The following is a 17,478-nucleotide window of genomic DNA, read 5'->3' on the forward strand; positions in this document are numbered from 1 at the left end:
CGGTCAAACCTGCTCAGCGTGGGGCGCGCGTTCGGGTCGCAGACTATTATCGCCACCAGGCGCTGCCCTGCCCAGGATCAGGTCTGCCGCTTTCTCGCCGATCATGATTGCCGCAGCGTTGGTGTTGCCGGTAATCAGCGTCGGCATGATGGACGCGTCGGCGACCCGCAACCGTTCCACACCCCGCACGCGAAGTTCGTCATCAACGACCGCGAGTTCGTCGTGGCCCATCTTGCAGGTACCCACAGGGTGGGAAACGGTGCCAAGGTTGGCGCGAATCCAGCGCTCGATCTGGTCGCGGCTGGCCACCTGCGGCCCGGGCACCAACTCGCCTTTGAGGCGGCGAGTGAGGGTGCGCGTTGTCGCCAGCTTGCGAATCAGCTTGAAGCCTTCCACCAGCATGTCGACATCGGTTGGATGGCTCAGGAGGTTGGCCTCGATCAACGGTTTGGCGTGGGGAATGGCGGACTCCAGGCGGACCCGGCCACGGCTCTGCGGATGCATCAGGGAGACGTGGAAGCTGACACCGTGGCCCAGCGGGATTAACCGTTGCGGTTGGTTTTTTAGCGCCGGCGCCACGATCACCCCGAGCTCGGGTGTCTGCGCCTGTGGATTGAGGCGAAGGAAACCGCCAGCCTCGACAGTATTGGAGGTCATGGGACCGCGTCGCCCGAACAGGTACTGCCAGGGCGAAAGCAGCAGCGGCAGCCAGCTTTTGGGCTGGGCGCTGAGGCCGTAGCCATGCTCGGCTCCGGTGCGATACATGAGCACGATGTCCTGATGGTCCTGCAGGTTCTCGCCAACCCCGGCAGTCCGTGATGCTGGACGATACCGTGGCGCGCCAGTTCAGCGCCCGGGCCTATGCCGGAGAGCAACAGCAGTTGTGGCGAGTTGATCGAGCCGGCGCAAAGGATCACCTCTCGGCGTGCTTGCAATTGCGTCACTTGGCCGGCGTGAAAAACCTCCACACCAGTAGCGCGCTTGCCCTCCAGCATTACCCGGTGGGTCAGCGTGTTACTCAGTACCGTGAGATTGGATCGGTGGAGGATGGGGTGAAGGAAGGCGCGTGCGGCGCTGCAACGCTCGCCATTGATCTGCGTGACGTGGAAGGGGCCTATGCCTTCCTGCTGCTCGCCATTGAAGTCAGCGTTATAGGCCCAGCCCATTTCCTTCCCGGCCTGGTAGAACACTGGGTTGATCGAGCTAGGGCTGCGCTGCTCGGCCACATTCAGCTCACCGCCGCGACCGTGCCAGGGTGACTCACCGGGTTCGAAATGCTCGGAGCGGCGGAAATAGGGCAACAGATCGTCGTAGCTCCAGCCTCGGTTGCCTGAGGCGGCCCAACGGTCGTAGTCGTGGCGGTCGCCGCGGATGTAAATCATCCCGTTGATCGCGCTGGAGCCCCCCAGACCTTGCCGCGTGGGCTGGGAATAGACTGGTTGGCAGTGCCGGGTTGGGCACTGAAGCGATGCATCCAGTTCCACTTCAAGTTGGCAATCAAGCGGATGATCCCGTCTGGGACGCGGATATAACCGCCAGGAAGCGGTGTATGGTCGCTGGGGCCGGCCTCAACCAGTCAGACCGAGACGCTGGGATCGGCAGAAAGCCGGTTGGCCAGGACGCAGCCGGCAGAGCCGGCGCCCACTACGATGTAGTCGAAGGCACAGGGGGCAGTGAATGTCATGTGGGCACCTTTATTGGGTGTTCTTGATCACCACGCTTGGGCGCGACAGGTCGCGGCTGATGGCGGTATTGTTCTTTTAGGCGTTGGCCAAGGCTGGATTGGGGTTGACCAATATTTTGATCTGCGACTTGTCCCTGAGCAGGGCTTCGAAGCCGTGCTCCACCGCGTGCTCAAGGGATACGCTACGGGTCACCGCATGGGCCAGGTCGAGGCGGCCGTCGGCGAGCAGGGTAATGAGCTCGGGATAGACGTCACAGTAACCCACGCTACCGATCAAGCTCAGCTCCCGGTTGACCAGGTCGAAGGCGTCCAGTCGGATCTCGCCCATCAGGCTCACCAGGACCAACTCTCCGCCCTTACGCAGGCAAGCCAGGGCCGCATTGAGACTGGTTTGGCTACCCGCGGCTTCGAAGACGCAGTCTGGAGCGGCACCTTCTCGCAGTTGCGCTGCAGCCAAATCACCTTCGCGTGCGTCGATGACTCGGTTGGCACCGAATTCCCCGGCCAGGGCCAATCGTTCCGGGCTTATATCGACCGTTGTGATGTCCACCACGCCACGCAGACGAGCCAGCATCACCAGCAACAAACCGATCGGGCCGAGTCCAAACACGACACAGCGATCCCCGGGCGCCAGGCTGCTACGGCGCAGGGCGTGCAAAGCGACGGCAGCCTGTTCGAGCACTGCGGCCTGGCGTAAGCTGACGTCGTCAGGAAGGCGGTGCAGCATATTAGCGGGTACCAGCGCCCGTTCGGCGAAACTACCGTCGCCCATCAGACCGATGAACCCCATCGATTCGCACAGGTTATAGCGTCCTCCCGACAATAACGGCATTCGCCACAGCGATACTCAGGCTCCACTGCAACTTGGTCACCGATCTCCAGATCCGTGACACCGGCACCGATGGCGCTGATGACACCGCAGAACTCGTGGCCGAGTGTCAGGGGGGCCGGCATCCCGAAAAGGGGTGGGGCTCGGTTTGGGGAATCGAGTGCGGACCGTCCTAATATTCATGCAGGTCACTGCCGCAAACTCCGCAGTAGGCGACCTGCAGTTCAACTTGACCTACCCCTGGCGCTTGGAGCTCAACGTCGCTCAGACGCAGGTCGCGGGCGGCATGCCAACGCAGTGCTTTCATGGTTGGTTTCCTTGTAGAACATGGGTGTCCAGGCCACTGCGACGAGCTAACAAGGCAGGCGCGGTTAGCGGCTTCGGGAATGATTAACGTCTGTCATGGTTGTCGGTGAAGCCGACTATAAACAGCGCGGGGAGGGCGGGTTTGACCTTGGCGGCCAAGATATTTGCGTTGTGCGGACACCGCCTGGCGACAGAAGGACGATTGACGGCAGCTATTATTAAGATGTTAATTAAAGGACGCCCGGTTCCGCTGCCTGAGTCCGGCAACTCCACGCAACGTTCGACGAGAAAAAAATGTCCGAACATACCTTGCTTGAAACCGGTGACCACGGCCCCGCTGTAGGGGCCATCCTTGGCCTAGACGATCGCTCAGACGTCGACCGTCGCCGCCAGATGCGCCATCAGCCACTGATGGAAGCGGTTGACGCTTTGCCTGCTCGGGGCCCGGCCTTGGGGTTCCAGCAGGCAGAACTGTGCATCGGTACGCAGGATGGCTTGCGTCGGCCGCACGAGGTTGCCGGTTTGCAAGTGATTGCTGAGCAGGTCCGACCAGGCCAGGGCGATTCCCTGGCCAGCCAGCGCTGACTGAATCAGCATGGCGTAGCTGTTGATATTGATGCGCCGGCGAGGTTCTGGCGCTGGGTAACCAAGGCGTTGGAACCATTCTTTCCAGCCACTCCAGTCCCGGTGCTGAGCCCACGGGATAGTGCAAAAGCCGTGTGCGGTGACTACCTAATGAGGGAGGCAAGGCTAATACCAAGGATAAGGTCAGAAGTGGGCTTGCTGCAGCACAGCAAACGCGGGCCTTTGTCGATTGCCTCTTGTCTAATGCCGCCGTTGTGATTCATCTCGACCGATTTATTGTCGAGGTTCTAGCGGCGGGGCTCAAGGGCGCCAACTGGGCCTTGGATACGCAGGCGTTCAATCAGGGAGCCCAGACACCTGGCTGTGGCCTGTTGGTCCTGCTCCTGGCGCCGGACTTCTTTCCAACGGGATTCGAGCAGCGGCTTTCAAATCAACTGACCCGCTTGAGGCAGTTGGGCATCCACAGGCCGGGATGGAAACGGCAACATTCAACGACCAACGCACAGAATGATGGGATCAGCGTTCCCGTCGACCTGCTGGAGCAGTTTAGCCGTCTGTAAGACCGTTCGATTACATCGCTCGGGAAATGGGATCGAAAACGATAAAACGGCCAAATACACGCCTTACACCTGCGGTCAATATAAATACGGTTGTTTTGCCACCAGTTACACTCACCGGCGGGCTGTCGAGGCCGTCTAACGCCAATCCTTAATGGATAAAAGCAATGTGTGTTCGAGCCCCATCAAAAAACGGTCACCGTCTACGTGAAGGCGGTGACTGTCCGGGAGTTCGTTGGGATTGTCCCATGGGTATTCGACGAAGCGCGTTCATCACGAGGCGTTACGCCGAAATAGCCGCGATAGCTTCTGGTGAAATGGGCGGCTGAACCAAAGCCGCACAGCGCGCCTATTTTCAGGACGGGCGATGAGGTCTGTTTCAATAACTGTTGTGCCCGGACTAGACGCAGAGTGAGGTAGTAGCGCGACGGAGAGACGTCCAGGTACTTATGAAACAGCCGCTCCAGTTGGCGACGTGAAATACCGACCTTGAAGGCCAGCGCGTTGAGCACAAGAGGGACATCCAGATGGGCCTCCATCAACATGACGGCCGCTTGCAACCTGGGCTGTTGTTCGCCCAATGTATGCCTGAGCGGTATCCGCTGTTGATCCTGATCATCTCGCATGCGTTCGTACATGAACATGTCGGAGATCGCCGCGGCCAATTCACGGCCGTGCTCGCTCCTGATCAAGTGCAACATCATATCCATCGGCGCCGTGCCACCCGAAGAGGTCAGGTGGCTTCTGTCGATGGAGAACAGGTGTGTCGTGATATCCGCTCCGGGAAACGCTTCGCGCATTGTCGCCAGGCATTGCCAATGAACACTGCAGCGGTGTCCATCCAGCAGTCCGGCCTTGCCCAAGGCCCAGCTCCCCGTGCAGATGGCGCCCAACTTGCAGCCCAGGCTGGCCTGGTGCTGCAACCAAAGCACATGTTCATCGCTGACGCTGTCCCGAACACTCATCCCGCCGCACACGATCACGGTACTTAACGCCGAGGCCTCTTCCATTTTGGCGTTGGGCGTTATTTGCAAGCCGGCACTGGCACGCACGGGCTTTGCGTCCTTGCTCAGCGTGAACCATCGATACAACTCTCTGCCGGAGAGTTGATTGGCCATGCGCAAGGGTTCTATGGCCGATGCCAGGGAGATGAACGTAAAGTCATCCAGCAACAGGAATCCGACGGATCGGGGGGCAGGGTCCTGCGAAGTAGACACGATGTTGCGCTCCTCTTTGGGCATATCTGCCTCAGGTTGTGCGAATTAGAACTTGAAGCGTCCAACCAACCCCTTGAGCTGCCCGGAGATATCCGTCAAACGCCCCGAGCCGGTCTGTGCCGAGTGAGCGAATTCTTCGACCAACTGCGCATCGGCATGGATCTGCGTGATGTGCCGGTTGATGTCTTCGGCCACTTGGTGCTGTTGCTCGGCGGCGGTGGCGATCTGGGTGTTCTGGTCGCGGATCGAGTCCACCGAGGTGCGGATCTTGTCGAAACTGTCGCGGGCCTGCTGGATGCGCTCGACGCTGGTTTGCGACACTTGGAGGCTGCCCTGCATCTGCTGGGTCACTTCCTGGGTGCGCCGCGCGAGGTTGCCCAGCAGGCTGTCGATCTCGCCTGTGGAATCGGCGGTGCGCCGGGCCAGCGCTCGCACTTCATCGGCGACCACGGCGAACCCACGACCTTGATCGCCGGCCCGCGCGGCCTCGATGGCGGCGTTGAGGGCCAGCAGGTTGGTCTGTTCGGCAATCGAGCGAATGGTGTCGAGGATGGTGTTGATGTTCTTGCTGTCCTGCTCCAGCGCCTGCATGGTCTGGGTCGACTGTTGCAGGTCCTCGCTCAGTTTCAGCACGCTGCCCGTGGCTTCGCCGATGTGGCGCTGGCCGTCGTGTACATCGCGATAGCCTTCGTCCGCACTGGAGGCGGCCTGGCTGCAAGAGCGGGCCACTTCGTTGGCGGTGGCGACCATTTCGTTGAACGCGGTGCTCACCAGCTCTACGGCCTGACGCTGGCGCCCGGCGGCTTCGTTCATGTTCTGGGCCACGTGGCTGGTATCGGCGGCGGCGCTTTGCAGGTCGGACGAGGCGCTGCCGATGCGCTGCACCAGCTCCACGATCATGCCCAGGAACTGGTTGAACCAGCTGGCGAGGGTGGCGGTTTCGTCCTTGCCTTGCACGATGAGCTTGCGGGTGAGGTCGCCTTTACCTTCGGCGATTTCCTGCAGGCCGTTGGCAACACTGCGAATCGGTCGCACGATGACGCTGGCGAAACTTGTACCGACGATGGCAAAGACCACGGCCAGCGCAGCGGCAATGACGGCGATCAACCAGGTGAGGCTCGCGGCCTCGGCCATCACTTCATCGCGCTTGATCAGACCGATGAAGTGCCAGCCCAGGTCTTTGGACGTGATCACGTTGGCCATGTAGGGCACGCCGTCGATTTCGATCTGGGTCACGCCATCGCTGCTCTTGGCCAGCGCGGCATAGTTGGGTCCAAGGTCGGCCAGCGGCTTGAAGTTGTGCTTGGCATCGCTGGGATCGACCAAAACGTTGCCGTTGGCCTCGAGCAGTATCAGGTAACCGCTTTCGCCCAGCTTGATGTTCTTGACCAGCTCGGTCAGTTGCTTGAGCGACACATCCAGGCCGACGACACCCACCGGGTTGCCACTGGCGTCGGCAACGGTGCGTACGGTGCCAATCAGCGACACATCGTCCGGTGCCCAGTAGTAGGCGCCCGTGCGAACGGTGGTGCCCGGGGCGGCCATGGCCGCCTTGTACCAAGGGCGCACGCGCGGGTCGTAGTTGGACATTTTGGGATCATCAGGCCACGTGGCGTAGCCGGCGTCGTTCATCCCCAGGGAAAGGTAGGCGGTGGTCGGGTGGCTCTTGGCGAATCTTTCGAAGATACCCAGAAGCTGTTGGTTGATCTCGGGGAAGGGCGCTTGTGCGGCGTCGGCACCGGAATAGTTTTTCAAGCCCTTGGCCGCGATGACCCGTGGATCCTTGGCGATGTACTCGACGTTTTGGCTGATGCCGTCGAAGAACTGTTTCATGCCATGGTCGATCTGACGGATTTCACGGCCGCTGCTGTCCAGGAAGCTGGCTTCGGCGGCGTCGCGCAGGTTCAGCACAACGAGCACGGCCACCAGGGCTACCGGGAGGCAGGCGATGGCCGCGAACGCCCACGTCAGTTTCTGTTTGATATTCATGACTTCTCCCGCGGGTATTTATAGGTATTGGAACGGCAGAGACTGTGGCGGTGGTGAGTGTTTCAATGTTGGGGCGAGGGGAGGGCTCATTCGCGAGTCACTTTCCCAGCAGCGCTCATAGTTCGTGGCGACTTTCCCTGGAGGGTGGATAACCAAAAAAAGAGCTGTAGCATTTACTGAAATGGGGGGTTGAGACAAAACCGCAGGCAATCGAAACATCGATGATCGTCAGGCGTGAGTTTTGTATCAGGCGTTGGGCGCCTTTAAGTCGTAGTTCCAAGTAATAACGCTGTGGAGGGACCCCTAATTGTTCCTGGAAAAGACGTTGGACCTGACGTCTTGATAGTTGAACACACTCGGCAAGTTGATCCGGGCCTAGCGGTTCCTCCAAATTACACTCCATCAACGTGATGATTTCTCGTAGCGGGGCACTGACCTTGCCATCTTGGGCTTGTACCGCAGTACGGAATCTGGATTGGTCATGATCCAACAGATCAAAAACCGCGTTTGCGACTTTTTGATCAAGCACTTTGTGGAGCCACTTCATCATCATTTGAAAAGCGCCCGCAGGGCTCGCCGCCGTAAGCCGGTCTCGATCAAATACCACGGCGTCCAACGTAACGTTCGTGTTAGGTGAGAACTCGGATAACGCGATTCGTTGTTCTGCGTGAATGGCACAGCGGTAGCCATCCAATAACCCGGCTTTGCCCAGATACCAGGCGCCATTCCATAGCCCACCGAGCGCGATGGGCATGCTGGCGAGTTTGTTCAATAGTTTCACCAACCCGTCAGGCACGACTCTCGGCGTGCGCAACCCACCGCAGACAATCATCAGATCCAGGGCGGCGATCCTGATGTCCGTCAGGGGGGTATCCGGCCTGATCGGGATGGCCAGGTCGCTGACGACTTCGGAGTCGTTTCGACTGAATGTATGGACTTTTACCGAGCCTGGCCGGATCAGATTGGCCGTCACGAGCACGTCCAGGCATTGCGTGAAACACGTCAGGGAGAAGTTATCAAGCAAGAGAAATCCTATGCTTGATGGTTTATGACCCTCAGTTGACTGACTCATCAATCAAGCTTCATATGCGCAGAAAGCTGTCGTCGAAGGGGTAATGCGTCAGCAATTCATAGCCGGTTTCAGTGACCAACAACTGATTCTCCAACTTGATGCCGTCGCGGCCGCCCACTTCACCCACGTACGCCTCGACACACAGGGCCATGCCAGCTTGCAGCTCGCCCTCGTATCCGTAGGATTCCAGGTCCTCGGGGTAGCGGACACAGGGGTACTCGTCGCAGAGGCCGACACCATGGAACAGCACGCCGTACCGCTGGGCGCGGCAGGACTCTGGCAGCCGATGGGCCTTGGCGGTCAGTTCCGTGAAGCGCACGCCTGGCTTGATTAGCTCGCTGTTGTAGGTGATATGGTCATGGGCAATTCGATACAGGCGCTTCTGTTCGGCCGTGGGCTCAAGTCCCCCACAAATCCAACTGCGGGACATGTCCACGCACATGCCGTAGGTGCCGATCAGATCCGTGTCGAACGACAACAGGTCGCCGTCGCTCAACACCCTTGGGCCAGACTCCTGGAACCAGGGGTTGGTGCGAGGACCGGAACTGAGGATTCGTGTCTCGATCCATTCGCCGCCACGGCGGATATTGCCGGCGTGCAGGGCGGCCCAGACATCGTTTTCGGTCACGCCGGCGCGCATTGCCTGATGCATTTCGGCCACCGAGGCTTCGCACGAGGCCACTGCGCATCGCATCGCCTTGATTTCATCCGGGCCCTTGATCATGCGCGCGAATTCGGCCACTTCCTGGCCACTGCAAATCTTGATCGCCAGGGCATCCAGTGCGCGCACGCCGGCGACTTCGATTCGGTCTACCGCAAGCCGGCGGTTGGCTCCGGCGTGTTGGCGCAGCAACTCGTCGAGTTGGGCGGCGAAATGCCTGGCGTGTCGATCGGTGTGCTCGCCGGTCTCGAAAAAGAAAAAAGACGCGCCGCTGCGCAACTCTGTTACCAGCGGCAAGTGCGCGGAAAGGTGATCGCAGCCATGGAAATCCCACAACACGACGTGCCCACTGGCGGCGACGAAGCATGCCCGCGCCGGGTTATGGGTCGTCCAGAGTTGCATGTTGGTGGTGTCGGTCGCGTAGCGGATATTCAGGGGATCGAACAGCAGAATGCCGCCCAGGTCTCGGACGACCAACTGATCGACTATTCGCTGCAATCGATAGCTACGCAGGGTGGGTAAATGGGGCGGCTCAAGGCCCAAACGCTCCCACTCCGCAAACGCCAGGGGAGTGGGGCCTATTTCGACGCGGTCGTTGTCATTGACGGAGCCATCTTTTTTTAATGCGGTTGCACGCTGTCTGGCGGGGTCGATACGCCGAGCATTGGCTGGAATCGAAAAAGGTGAAGTGGTCATGGTGGCGTCCAATGTTCAATCTGCTAGAAGGCTCAACGGGCTTGAATAACGGATCAGTGCTTGAGTACCTGATCCGATCACCGCTTGCGTGGAGCGGTGACCGGTGTGCTGAACGCTGTCAGTACAGCCCGTGCTCGATCAGGTTACGAAGCATCGATCCAGATGGTTTTCAGCTCGGTGTATTGATCGTGTGCCCAGACGGATTTGTCGCGACCACCAAAACCGGACTCCTTGTAGCCGCCGAACGGCGTGGAGGCGTCGCCTTCACCGAAACAGTTGACCGTGACCACGCCCGCCCGAATTTCCCGCGACAGCCGCAAGGCGTTACGCAGGCTACCGGTATAGGCAGATGCCGCCAGGCCGTAGACCGTGTCGTTGGCCAGTTCGATGGCCTCGTCGATCGAACTGAAACTGGTCACGCTGAGTACCGGCCCGAAGATCTCCTCGATGAACAGGCGACTGTCACGTTCAACGCCATCGATGATCGTCGGCTGCACAAACACACCGGACTCGGTCTCGCCACCCTGCAGCACATTGAGTTTCTGCTCGGCCGCATATTCCAGATACGAACGCACCTTCTCGAAATGCGTTTTGCTGATCATGGCCCCGAGGCGATTTTGCGGATCCAGCGGGTCACCCATTTTCCAATCGCGCAGGTGCTTGCCGATCAGTTGCAGCAACTCATCCTTGACGTCTTCATGGACGATCAGCCGCGACGACGCCGAGCAGTTCTCGCCCATGTTCCAGAAAGCACCGGCCGTTACATACTGGGCAACCTGATCGAGGTCTTCGCAGTCATTCATCACCACGGCGGGGTTCTTGCCCCCCAGCTCCAGCACCACGCGCTTGAGGTTCGACTCGGACGCGTACTTGAGGAACAACCGGCCCGTGTCGGTAGAGCCGGTGAAGCTGACCATCGCCACATCCATGTGCCGGCCGATTGCCTCGCCAGCCTCGCGACCACCGCCAGGGGTAATGTTGAATACGCCGGCCGGAATACCAGCCTCATGGGCCAGCTCGGCGACACGCAGCGCGGTCAGGGTGGTTTCCTTGGCGGGCTTGACCACGATGGAACAGCCGGCGGCCAGGGACGGACCAATCTTCCAGGCCAGCATCAACAGCGGGAAATTCCAAGGCAGGACCAGGCCGACCACGCCGATCGCTTCGCGCACCACCATTGTTACGGCCCCGTGGCCGGTCGGCGCGGTACTGTCGTACACCTTGTCGATCAACTCGGCATGCCAGCGCAAGGTATGGATGGTGTCGGGCACATCGACGTTCTGGCATTCGCTGACCGGCTTGCCACTGTCCAGGCTTTCCAGCACCGCGAGCTCATGGGCATTGTCTTCCAGTAATTGGGCGAAACGCAGGAGCACCTGCTTGCGTGCGCCGGGCGACAGCTTGTGCCAGCGGCCGTCCTCGAACGCTTGCTTGGCGGCAGCCACGGCAACGTCGACGTCACGGGTATCGCAAGCCGCTATTTCTGCAAGCTGTTCACCCGTGGCAGGGTTCGTCGTGATGAAGGTGTTTCCGGAGAGCGCATCGCGGAACTCGCCGTTGATGAATGCCTGGGTAGGAAACTGCAACCTGGCGGCGATGGCCGCGTACTGTTCCTTGGTCAGTAAATCAGCCATCTCATGCACCTCCAGTGATTTGCGCGATGTTGCGCTTGAGCTCGGTGACGACACTTTGCAGCGCCTGTTTCTCATCAAGGTCCAGGCCGTGCAGGGGGGCGCGCAGGCCACCGGTGCTCAAGCCGTTCAGTTCACAGCCGTACTTGATGGACTGGACAAATTTTCCACCTTCCAGGAAATCCATCAGCGGCATCATCGCCGCCATGATGCGGCGACCTTTGTCGAAGTTCTTCTCGACCACGCAGGCCTCGTACAGCGCGACGTGTTCACGAGGAATGAAGTTGGAACCGGCACATACCCAGCTGCGGGCGCCCCAGGCGAAAAACTCCAAGGCTTGATCGTCCCAGCCGCAAGACAGAGCGATGTGCGGGTACTTGCAGGCCAGACGGTGCATCTGCGCCATGTCACCGGAGCTTTCCTTGATGGCGACGATGTTTTTCACATCACGGACCTCATCAAAGAACTCCGTGCCCATGCTCACGCTCATGCGGCCTGGATAGTTGTAAAGCATGATGGGGAGATTGGCGGCGCGGTCCACTGCCTTGACGTGCAGCGCGATTTCCTTTTGCGTTGGCAGTGCATAGGGCGGTGAGCCCACCAGCAGCGCATCGGCCTTGATCGCCTTCGCCGCTTCGGCGTAGGCGACCGAGTCTTCGGTGCGGATGGCGCCGGTCCCCACGATCAGCGGCAGGCGACCGCGCAGCACGTCCTTGGCCTGGGCGGCCAGGTCGAAACGCTCCTGGGCGGTGTGGGCATAATATTCGCCGGTCGAGCCGCCGATAATGATGCCGTGTACCTTGGCGTCGACCAGATACTCCAGGACTTCGGCGAAGGCTGTCTTATCGATACTGCCGTCTGAGGTCAGGGGCGTAACGGCCGGTGTGTAAATGCCTTCAAACTTCATTGATCTCGCTCCAGTTAGTGTCACTGCCTATCAAGCGGCGCTAGCCAGTCAGCGCAGCCTTTTTAACCAAGAGAACCGCTCGCAAAGGATCGAGCGAGCGGCTCCACGTCTTCTTCGATATGGTCAACTTTCTTTTCCAGCGCGGTATTGCCCCCAGCGCAAACTTATATTGACGCCCGCTGAAACCAGCGGGGCGGGTGGATTAGGGCTGGGGCCGGGTGATTTCAAGACGAAATCAATAAGTTCGGAGTGTTCGCCGGCCAGCCAATCCGCCAAGAGTTTGCCGGTGGCCGTCCCGCGAGTAACACCCAGTCCGTTGCAGCACAGTGCTCCATAGACATGGGGTGAAAGTTCACCGAAATAACCCATATGGTTACGTGAAAGAGCCAGTGCGCCGCCCCAGGTATAGTCGAAGTTCATTTCAGGCAGCATGGGAAAGCGTTGTTCGAAAGAGGCCTGGTGCCGGGCGACAAAGCGTTTCAAGTATTTTGAATCGCTGCGCCCGTCCGGGTTGAAGCTGAAACTGTTACGGATCAACAGGCGGTGGTCCGGAGTGCGACGTACCGTGGTGCCGAATGGGTCCGCAGGAATCACCCCCCAATAAGGCAGGCCGCCCAGGCGAGCTTGCTCTTGCTCGGTCATGGGGCGGGTCAGGCTGGCATAGGTGAACACCGGTAGCATTCGCCCCTTCAGGAAGCCGAAACTCATGCCAAAGGCATTATTGGTCAGGATCAGTTTGTCGGCGGTGATTGAGCCTCCGGCGTGCTTGAGCACCGACCTGGTGCCGTACTCGACATGAGTGATCGCAGTGTTTTCGTACAGTGTCACGTTGCTGGGAAGGCTGTCGGCAAGACCTTTGACCAGCGCCGACGGCTGAAGCAAGGAAGTCCCTGGCGTAAATAAGGCCTTGCGGTAGAAATGCGTGCCGATATGTTCGGGTAGTTCGTCAGCCTCGATCATCTGGTAGGGCTGATCGAGCTTATCAAGTCCGCGACGGTAGGCCTCCAGGACGGCGATACCCCGTGGTTCAACGGCCGCCTGATATTTACCGCAATGCTTCATCTGGCAATTGATGTTGTGGCGTTCAACCAACTCTTTTAAATAGCTCAGGCCGCTCAAATTAAGTTTCAAGGTTGTTTTGGCAGTGGCGATATCACCGATGTAATCTTCTGCGGCGATGTCATGGGGTAAATCAATTGCAAACCCGGCGTTGCGCCCGGAAGTGCCAAAGCCGACTTCCTGAGCGTCGATCAACACGATGTCATCGTCGGGGAAATGAGCCGCGAGTTGCCGGGCGGCGGCAAGCCCTGTGAAGCCGGCACCGACAATCACCCAACGTGCGCTGCCATGACCTTGATGGGCGGGCTTGACCTGGCGCCCCCTGCTCAAGTGATACCACCCGCAAGATTGATCATCGGCAGGTAACGAAGAGACTTTCAACATTTCAAGATCCTGTTCATTCAACCAATCCGACGCCAGTCATGCAAAAAGACCGGGTACTAAAGTGTTCGGTGATCGTGTCCAACAGTTGAAACACCGTATGCTGCCAGCCGAAACTCTGTCATTTCATGAAGCCAAGCGTTCAACAGACGTAGCTATTAATCGTTACAGTTTCGATCGATCGCGTGGCTAGACGCTATTACCGTATTTTTGAAGTTCTTGGGTATCGATCCATACCGGTTTACATCGAAAGCTTGGCCCAAACTTATTCGGGTTGCTGCGAAACATCCAACGACATTTACGAGAGTGAATCGATAACCCTTCGTTATAAGTCGCGTCGAACAAAGCATTTCAAAAAGCCGGAAATACCAAGAAATTTTTGAAGAGAAACGCACGCGGGAAGAGGGAGTGGATTCGAGGTAAGACTCCATTGTGTGAGTCGCTCGCCCGAACGGATAAACTATTTATAGAGTGGAGCCAGTCACCGACTCGCCCCACCGAGGTCCTCAGGCCATGGCTAGCTTATTTCGCCGCAGCGCGAGCTGTTTGCAACCACGCATCAAACTGCTGCCGATGGGCGGCTACCCACTCCTTGGCGTGACGGCGAATATCCGCAGGCTTTTTCTCGCCCTGTTGCATTCTCAGGTTCTGGGCACTTTCGTCAGCGGTAGTAATCTGCATCACCGAAAGGAACTTCAAGGCTGCCGGATTTTTGTCAGCGAAGTCTTTGTTCAACACAGCCTGGACTTTGTCTACTGCAAAGCCAAGGTTCTTGCCCTTGTACATCGTGTCGACAGTATTGTTGCCATCAGGCAAGTCGGTTTTCGGTACTTCCAGCCAGACCACGTCCTTGTCTTCAACCAAAACAGTGGCGATCCACTGTGGGACCCAGGTGAAGTAGAGAATCGGCTGCCCTTCCTTATAACGAGTGATGGTGTCCGCCATCAGTGCGAAATAAGAACCCTGGTTGACGGTTACCGTTTTTTCGAGGCCATAGGCCTTCATGTGGTGTGCGATGACCAGCTCGCAGCCCCAACCAGGGTTGCATCCCGTCAGGTCCGCTTTCCCGTCGCCATTGGTGTCGAACAGTTTGGCGATTTCGGGTTTTTTCAGATCGGTGATGTATTTGATGCCATGGGCGTCAGCGGTCTTTTTGTCGATCAAATAACCCTGGAGTACGCCGGGCATGATGTCGCCCGCCTTGACCATGGTCTTATCGCCCCCGGCCTGCTGGTAGAACTTATCGTGCAACTTGTCCCACAAGTGCACCGTAAAGTCCGCATCACCACTACCCAGGGCCATCATCATGACGCCGTACTCGGTCTCCTTGGGCTCCTGCACCTTGTAACCCAGCTCGCGGAGACCCTCCATGGCCACTTCACCGCGGAATCGTTCCTCGGCGATAGAAGGGAAGATGGGGGTGACCTTTACCCCGTCTCCCGGTTGGTTGGCCGAGGCGTTCGCGCACAGGGACATGGCCGCAATGGCGAGGGCTGTAGCGCAATTGAGAATGCTGCGGGAGAGCTTGAATTCAGACATTGTCGCGTACCTTTTTTTGGGTTTTTTCTTCAAGTGCGGCAGATCGAAAGTGGGATTCAGGCGGTCTTGCTCCGCCCCGCCGGCTGTCTTGCGCCGAACAGGCGTAGCAGAAGACCTACGGGACCGGTGTGATACCAGCGCAGGCTCGGGTCGGCGCCGGTGCGCGCGCCCATGGCTTGGGTCAGGCGGTCAAGGAAGATGGCGAGCAGTACCAGGCCCGTCCCGCCGACCGTGGCCAGGCCCATGTCCAGGCGACCGATGCCGCGCAGGACCATCTGTCCCAGGCCGCCCACCGAGATCATCGAGGCGATGACCACCATCGACAGCGAGAGCATCAGGGTCTGATTGAGTCCCGCCATGATGGTCGGCGTCGCCAGTGGCAGCTGGACACGGGTGAGCATCTGCCGTGGTGTGCAACCAAACGCGCGGGCCGCTTCTATCTTGTCCTCCGGTACCTGGCGGATGCCCAGGTTCGTCAGGCGCACCAGAGGGGGGAGGGCGAAGACAATCGTCACCAGGATGCCCGGCACGTTGCCGATGCCGAACAGCATGACGACAGGGACCAGATAAACGAACGCCGGCAAGGTCTGCATGGCATCGAGTACGGGCCGCAAGATCCTCTCCAGGTTGTCGCTACGGGCGCAGAGAATACCCAGGGGGATACCTAGCAAGGCGCAAAAGAATACTGAAGTCAGTACCAGCGCCAGCGTGGTCATCGACTCGGACCAGACACCGATAAGGCCCAGCAATGTGAGCGTCACAAAACACAGCAGAGCCATGCGCTTACCCGCGAGTTGCCATCCCAGCAAGGAAGACAGGATGATCCCAATGCTGGGTGGGATGCTCTGCAACGTGTACTCGACGCCGTTCAGTACTTGGTCAATCGGCCAGCGGATGGCGCGGAACACATCGCGAAAGTTGTGCACCAGAAAATTCAGGGTGCTTTCCACCCAGTCACCCAATGGAATGGTCGCGACTTGGAACGGATCGAGAAAACTGAACTCGGACATCAGGCTTACCTCTTCATCATCACCGCAGCGGCGTTATGAAGGCCGCAGGTACTTCAGGTCAGGGACGCGCCAGCGTAGGGGCGCGCCTGTATTAGTGGCGGCTCAGCGTTTGCAGTAACTCACTCTTTGAAAGGGTCCCGGTGAGCGCCCCCGAACGGTCGAGTACAGGGACCGGGTAGGGCAGGTTGGCCGCAATCTCCAGCACTTCATGCAGGGGGGTATCGGTAAATACGGGATGCTGTTGGTGCTGGGTGTAATGCGTGCTGCCACCTGCGCCGCTGGTATCGATATCCACGACCCCGAGCAGTTGCCCGCCTTCATCGACCAAGTAACCAAACGGTAGGCCGGCCTTGAACTGTGGCGCTTGGCCGTTCAGCTTGCGAACCCATTCAGGATCGAGCCTGGCCACGTCGCCTGCCTTGAGAATCCGGGAGCTGTCGAATCCTTTGAAGAACGTGCGTACATAGTCGTTGGCCGGTTGACTGATCAGTTCTTGAGGGGTACCGATCTGTACCACCTGGCCGCCCTCCATGATCGCGATGCGATGACCGATACGAACGGCTTCCTCGATGTCGTGGGAAATGAAGATGATGGTTCGCTTCTGCTCGGCTTGCAGGCGAATGAGCTCTCCCTGCATCTCGCTGCGGATAAGCGGGTCCAGGGCGGAAAAGGCTTCGTCCATCAGGAGGATGGTCGGGTCGTTGGCAAGCGCACGGGCCAGGCCTACGCGTTGCTGCATGCCGCCGGAAAGTTGATGCGGATAACTGTGCTCCTGTCCAGCAAGACCGACTTGGCTGAGGGCCTCCCTGGCGCGGCTATGCCGTTCCTTTTCACCGAGGCCGGAAATTTCCAGCCCAAAGGCGGTGTTTTCCAAGACACTCATGTGCGGCATCAAGGCAAAGGATTGGAACACCATGCCCATCTCTTTGCGGCGGACATCCAGAAGGGCTTTATCAGCCAGCCCGGTAATTTCGCGGCCGTTCAGATAAATGCTGCCCGAGGTGGGCTCGATGAGGCGATTGAACAATCGCACCATCGTCGACTTCCCGGATCCCGAGAGCCCCATGATCACAAAAATTTCGCCGCGCTTAACCGCAAAGCTGGCGTCGAAAACACCAATAACTTGGCCTGTTTTCTCAAAGACATCTTTTTTACTGGCCCCGGCGGCGAGCATTTTCATCGCCGCGTCAGGTTGTGCGCCAAATATTTTAAAAACGTTCTTAACAGAAATGATTTCGTCTGCACTGGTCATCGCGTCCCTCCTTTGCGTGTAACGCTACAAGCGCACGAAATCGAATTGAGCTCGAGCGTTGGTAATTTAGGGGGGCAGGAATAAATGATTGATGTGCGCATGA

9 protein-coding genes and 6 pseudogenes are annotated in these 17,478 nt (G+C 58.8%); 1 reads left to right on the forward strand and 14 read right to left on the reverse strand.

What is annotated here, in order from left to right; genetic code table 11:
• Positions 1-3: 3 nt before the first annotated feature.
• From ACMTA2_RS12725 to ACMTA2_RS12735, 3 pseudogenes are all read right to left on the reverse strand, one after another.
• Positions 4-1,684, reverse strand: a pseudogene (locus tag ACMTA2_RS12725) (GMC family oxidoreductase).
• Between the two features lie 76 nt (positions 1,685-1,760).
• Positions 1,761-2,820 (reverse strand): annotated as a pseudogene (locus ACMTA2_RS12730) (2,3-butanediol dehydrogenase).
• Between the two features lie 368 nt (positions 2,821-3,188).
• A pseudogene (locus tag ACMTA2_RS12735) lies at positions 3,189-3,509 on the reverse strand (LysR substrate-binding domain-containing protein); the annotation flags it as partial.
• 131 nt (positions 3,510-3,640) lie between these two features.
• On the opposite strand from ACMTA2_RS12735, the gene ACMTA2_RS12740 reads away from it, so the two are divergent.
• Positions 3,641-3,964 (forward strand): hypothetical protein, encoded by a 324-nt coding sequence (locus tag ACMTA2_RS12740; protein WP_413795120.1) that lies wholly within the window; start codon positions 3,641-3,643, stop codon positions 3,962-3,964.
• A gap of 248 nt (positions 3,965-4,212) precedes the next feature.
• Here ACMTA2_RS12740 and gbdR read toward each other — a convergent pair.
• The 11 genes and pseudogenes from gbdR to ACMTA2_RS12795 all read right to left on the reverse strand — a co-directional run.
• Positions 4,213-5,202, reverse strand: a pseudogene (gene gbdR / locus ACMTA2_RS12745) (choline metabolism transcriptional regulator GbdR); the annotation flags it as partial.
• A 21-nt stretch (positions 5,203-5,223) separates the two neighbouring features.
• A pseudogene (locus tag ACMTA2_RS31545) lies at positions 5,224-5,760 on the reverse strand (methyl-accepting chemotaxis protein); the annotation flags it as partial.
• A 324-nt stretch (positions 5,761-6,084) separates the two neighbouring features.
• Positions 6,085-7,167 (reverse strand): annotated as a pseudogene (locus ACMTA2_RS12755) (HAMP domain-containing protein); the annotation flags it as partial.
• A 115-nt stretch (positions 7,168-7,282) separates the two neighbouring features.
• Positions 7,283-8,191 carry a GlxA family transcriptional regulator gene (locus ACMTA2_RS12760; RefSeq protein WP_413795121.1) on the reverse strand — a complete coding sequence of 303 codons (909 nt, stop codon included), beginning with the start codon at positions 8,189-8,191 and terminating at the stop codon, positions 7,283-7,285.
• A gap of 58 nt (positions 8,192-8,249) precedes the next feature.
• Positions 8,250-9,596 carry a dimethylsulfonioproprionate lyase DddP gene (dddP, locus tag ACMTA2_RS12765; RefSeq protein WP_413795122.1) on the reverse strand — a complete coding sequence of 449 codons (1,347 nt, stop codon included), beginning with the start codon at positions 9,594-9,596 and terminating at the stop codon, positions 8,250-8,252.
• Between the two features lie 143 nt (positions 9,597-9,739).
• Entirely contained in the window at positions 9,740-11,230 is a 1,491-nt protein-coding gene (locus tag ACMTA2_RS12770) for an aldehyde dehydrogenase (RefSeq protein ID WP_413795123.1), read from the reverse strand.
• 1 nt (position 11,231) lies between these two features.
• Positions 11,232-12,134 (reverse strand): dihydrodipicolinate synthase family protein, encoded by a 903-nt coding sequence (locus tag ACMTA2_RS12775; RefSeq protein WP_413795124.1) that lies wholly within the window; start codon positions 12,132-12,134, stop codon positions 11,232-11,234.
• Between the two features lie 123 nt (positions 12,135-12,257).
• Positions 12,258-13,577: an NAD(P)/FAD-dependent oxidoreductase gene (locus tag ACMTA2_RS12780; protein ID WP_413795125.1), complete on the reverse strand. Its 1,320-nt coding sequence runs from the start codon at positions 13,575-13,577 to the stop codon at positions 12,258-12,260.
• A gap of 519 nt (positions 13,578-14,096) precedes the next feature.
• Complete coding sequence (gene proX, locus ACMTA2_RS12785) at positions 14,097-15,113, reverse strand: glycine betaine/L-proline ABC transporter substrate-binding protein ProX (RefSeq protein WP_413795126.1); 1,017 nt, start codon at positions 15,111-15,113, stop codon at positions 14,097-14,099.
• Between the two features lie 56 nt (positions 15,114-15,169).
• Positions 15,170-16,123, reverse strand: coding sequence for a glycine betaine/L-proline ABC transporter permease ProW (gene proW, locus ACMTA2_RS12790; protein WP_413795127.1), 954 nt, complete (start codon positions 16,121-16,123; stop codon positions 15,170-15,172).
• A gap of 91 nt (positions 16,124-16,214) precedes the next feature.
• Entirely contained in the window at positions 16,215-17,375 is a 1,161-nt protein-coding gene (locus ACMTA2_RS12795) for a quaternary amine ABC transporter ATP-binding protein (RefSeq protein WP_413795128.1), read from the reverse strand.
• Positions 17,376-17,478: the final 103 nt, after the last annotated feature.

The organism is Pseudomonas medicaginis (genome assembly GCF_965119365.1).
Classification (GTDB): domain Bacteria; phylum Pseudomonadota; class Gammaproteobacteria; order Pseudomonadales; family Pseudomonadaceae; genus Aquipseudomonas.

Excerpts from the sequence above, each read along its gene's own strand:
- dddP (WP_413795122.1), bottom strand. The coding sequence starts at position 9,596 with ATGACCACTTCACCTTTTTCGATTCCAGCCAATGCTCGGCGTATCGAC.
- ACMTA2_RS12770 (WP_413795123.1), bottom strand. The coding sequence starts at position 11,230 with ATGGCTGATTTACTGACCAAGGAACAGTACGCGGCCATCGCCGCCAGG.
- ACMTA2_RS12775 (WP_413795124.1), bottom strand. The coding sequence starts at position 12,134 with ATGAAGTTTGAAGGCATTTACACACCGGCCGTTACGCCCCTGACCTCA.
- ACMTA2_RS12780 (WP_413795125.1), bottom strand. The coding sequence starts at position 13,577 with ATGTTGAAAGTCTCTTCGTTACCTGCCGATGATCAATCTTGCGGGTGG.
- proX (WP_413795126.1), bottom strand. The coding sequence starts at position 15,113 with ATGTCTGAATTCAAGCTCTCCCGCAGCATTCTCAATTGCGCTACAGCC.
- proW (WP_413795127.1), bottom strand. The coding sequence starts at position 16,123 with ATGTCCGAGTTCAGTTTTCTCGATCCGTTCCAAGTCGCGACCATTCCA.
- ACMTA2_RS12795 (WP_413795128.1), bottom strand. The coding sequence starts at position 17,375 with ATGACCAGTGCAGACGAAATCATTTCTGTTAAGAACGTTTTTAAAATA.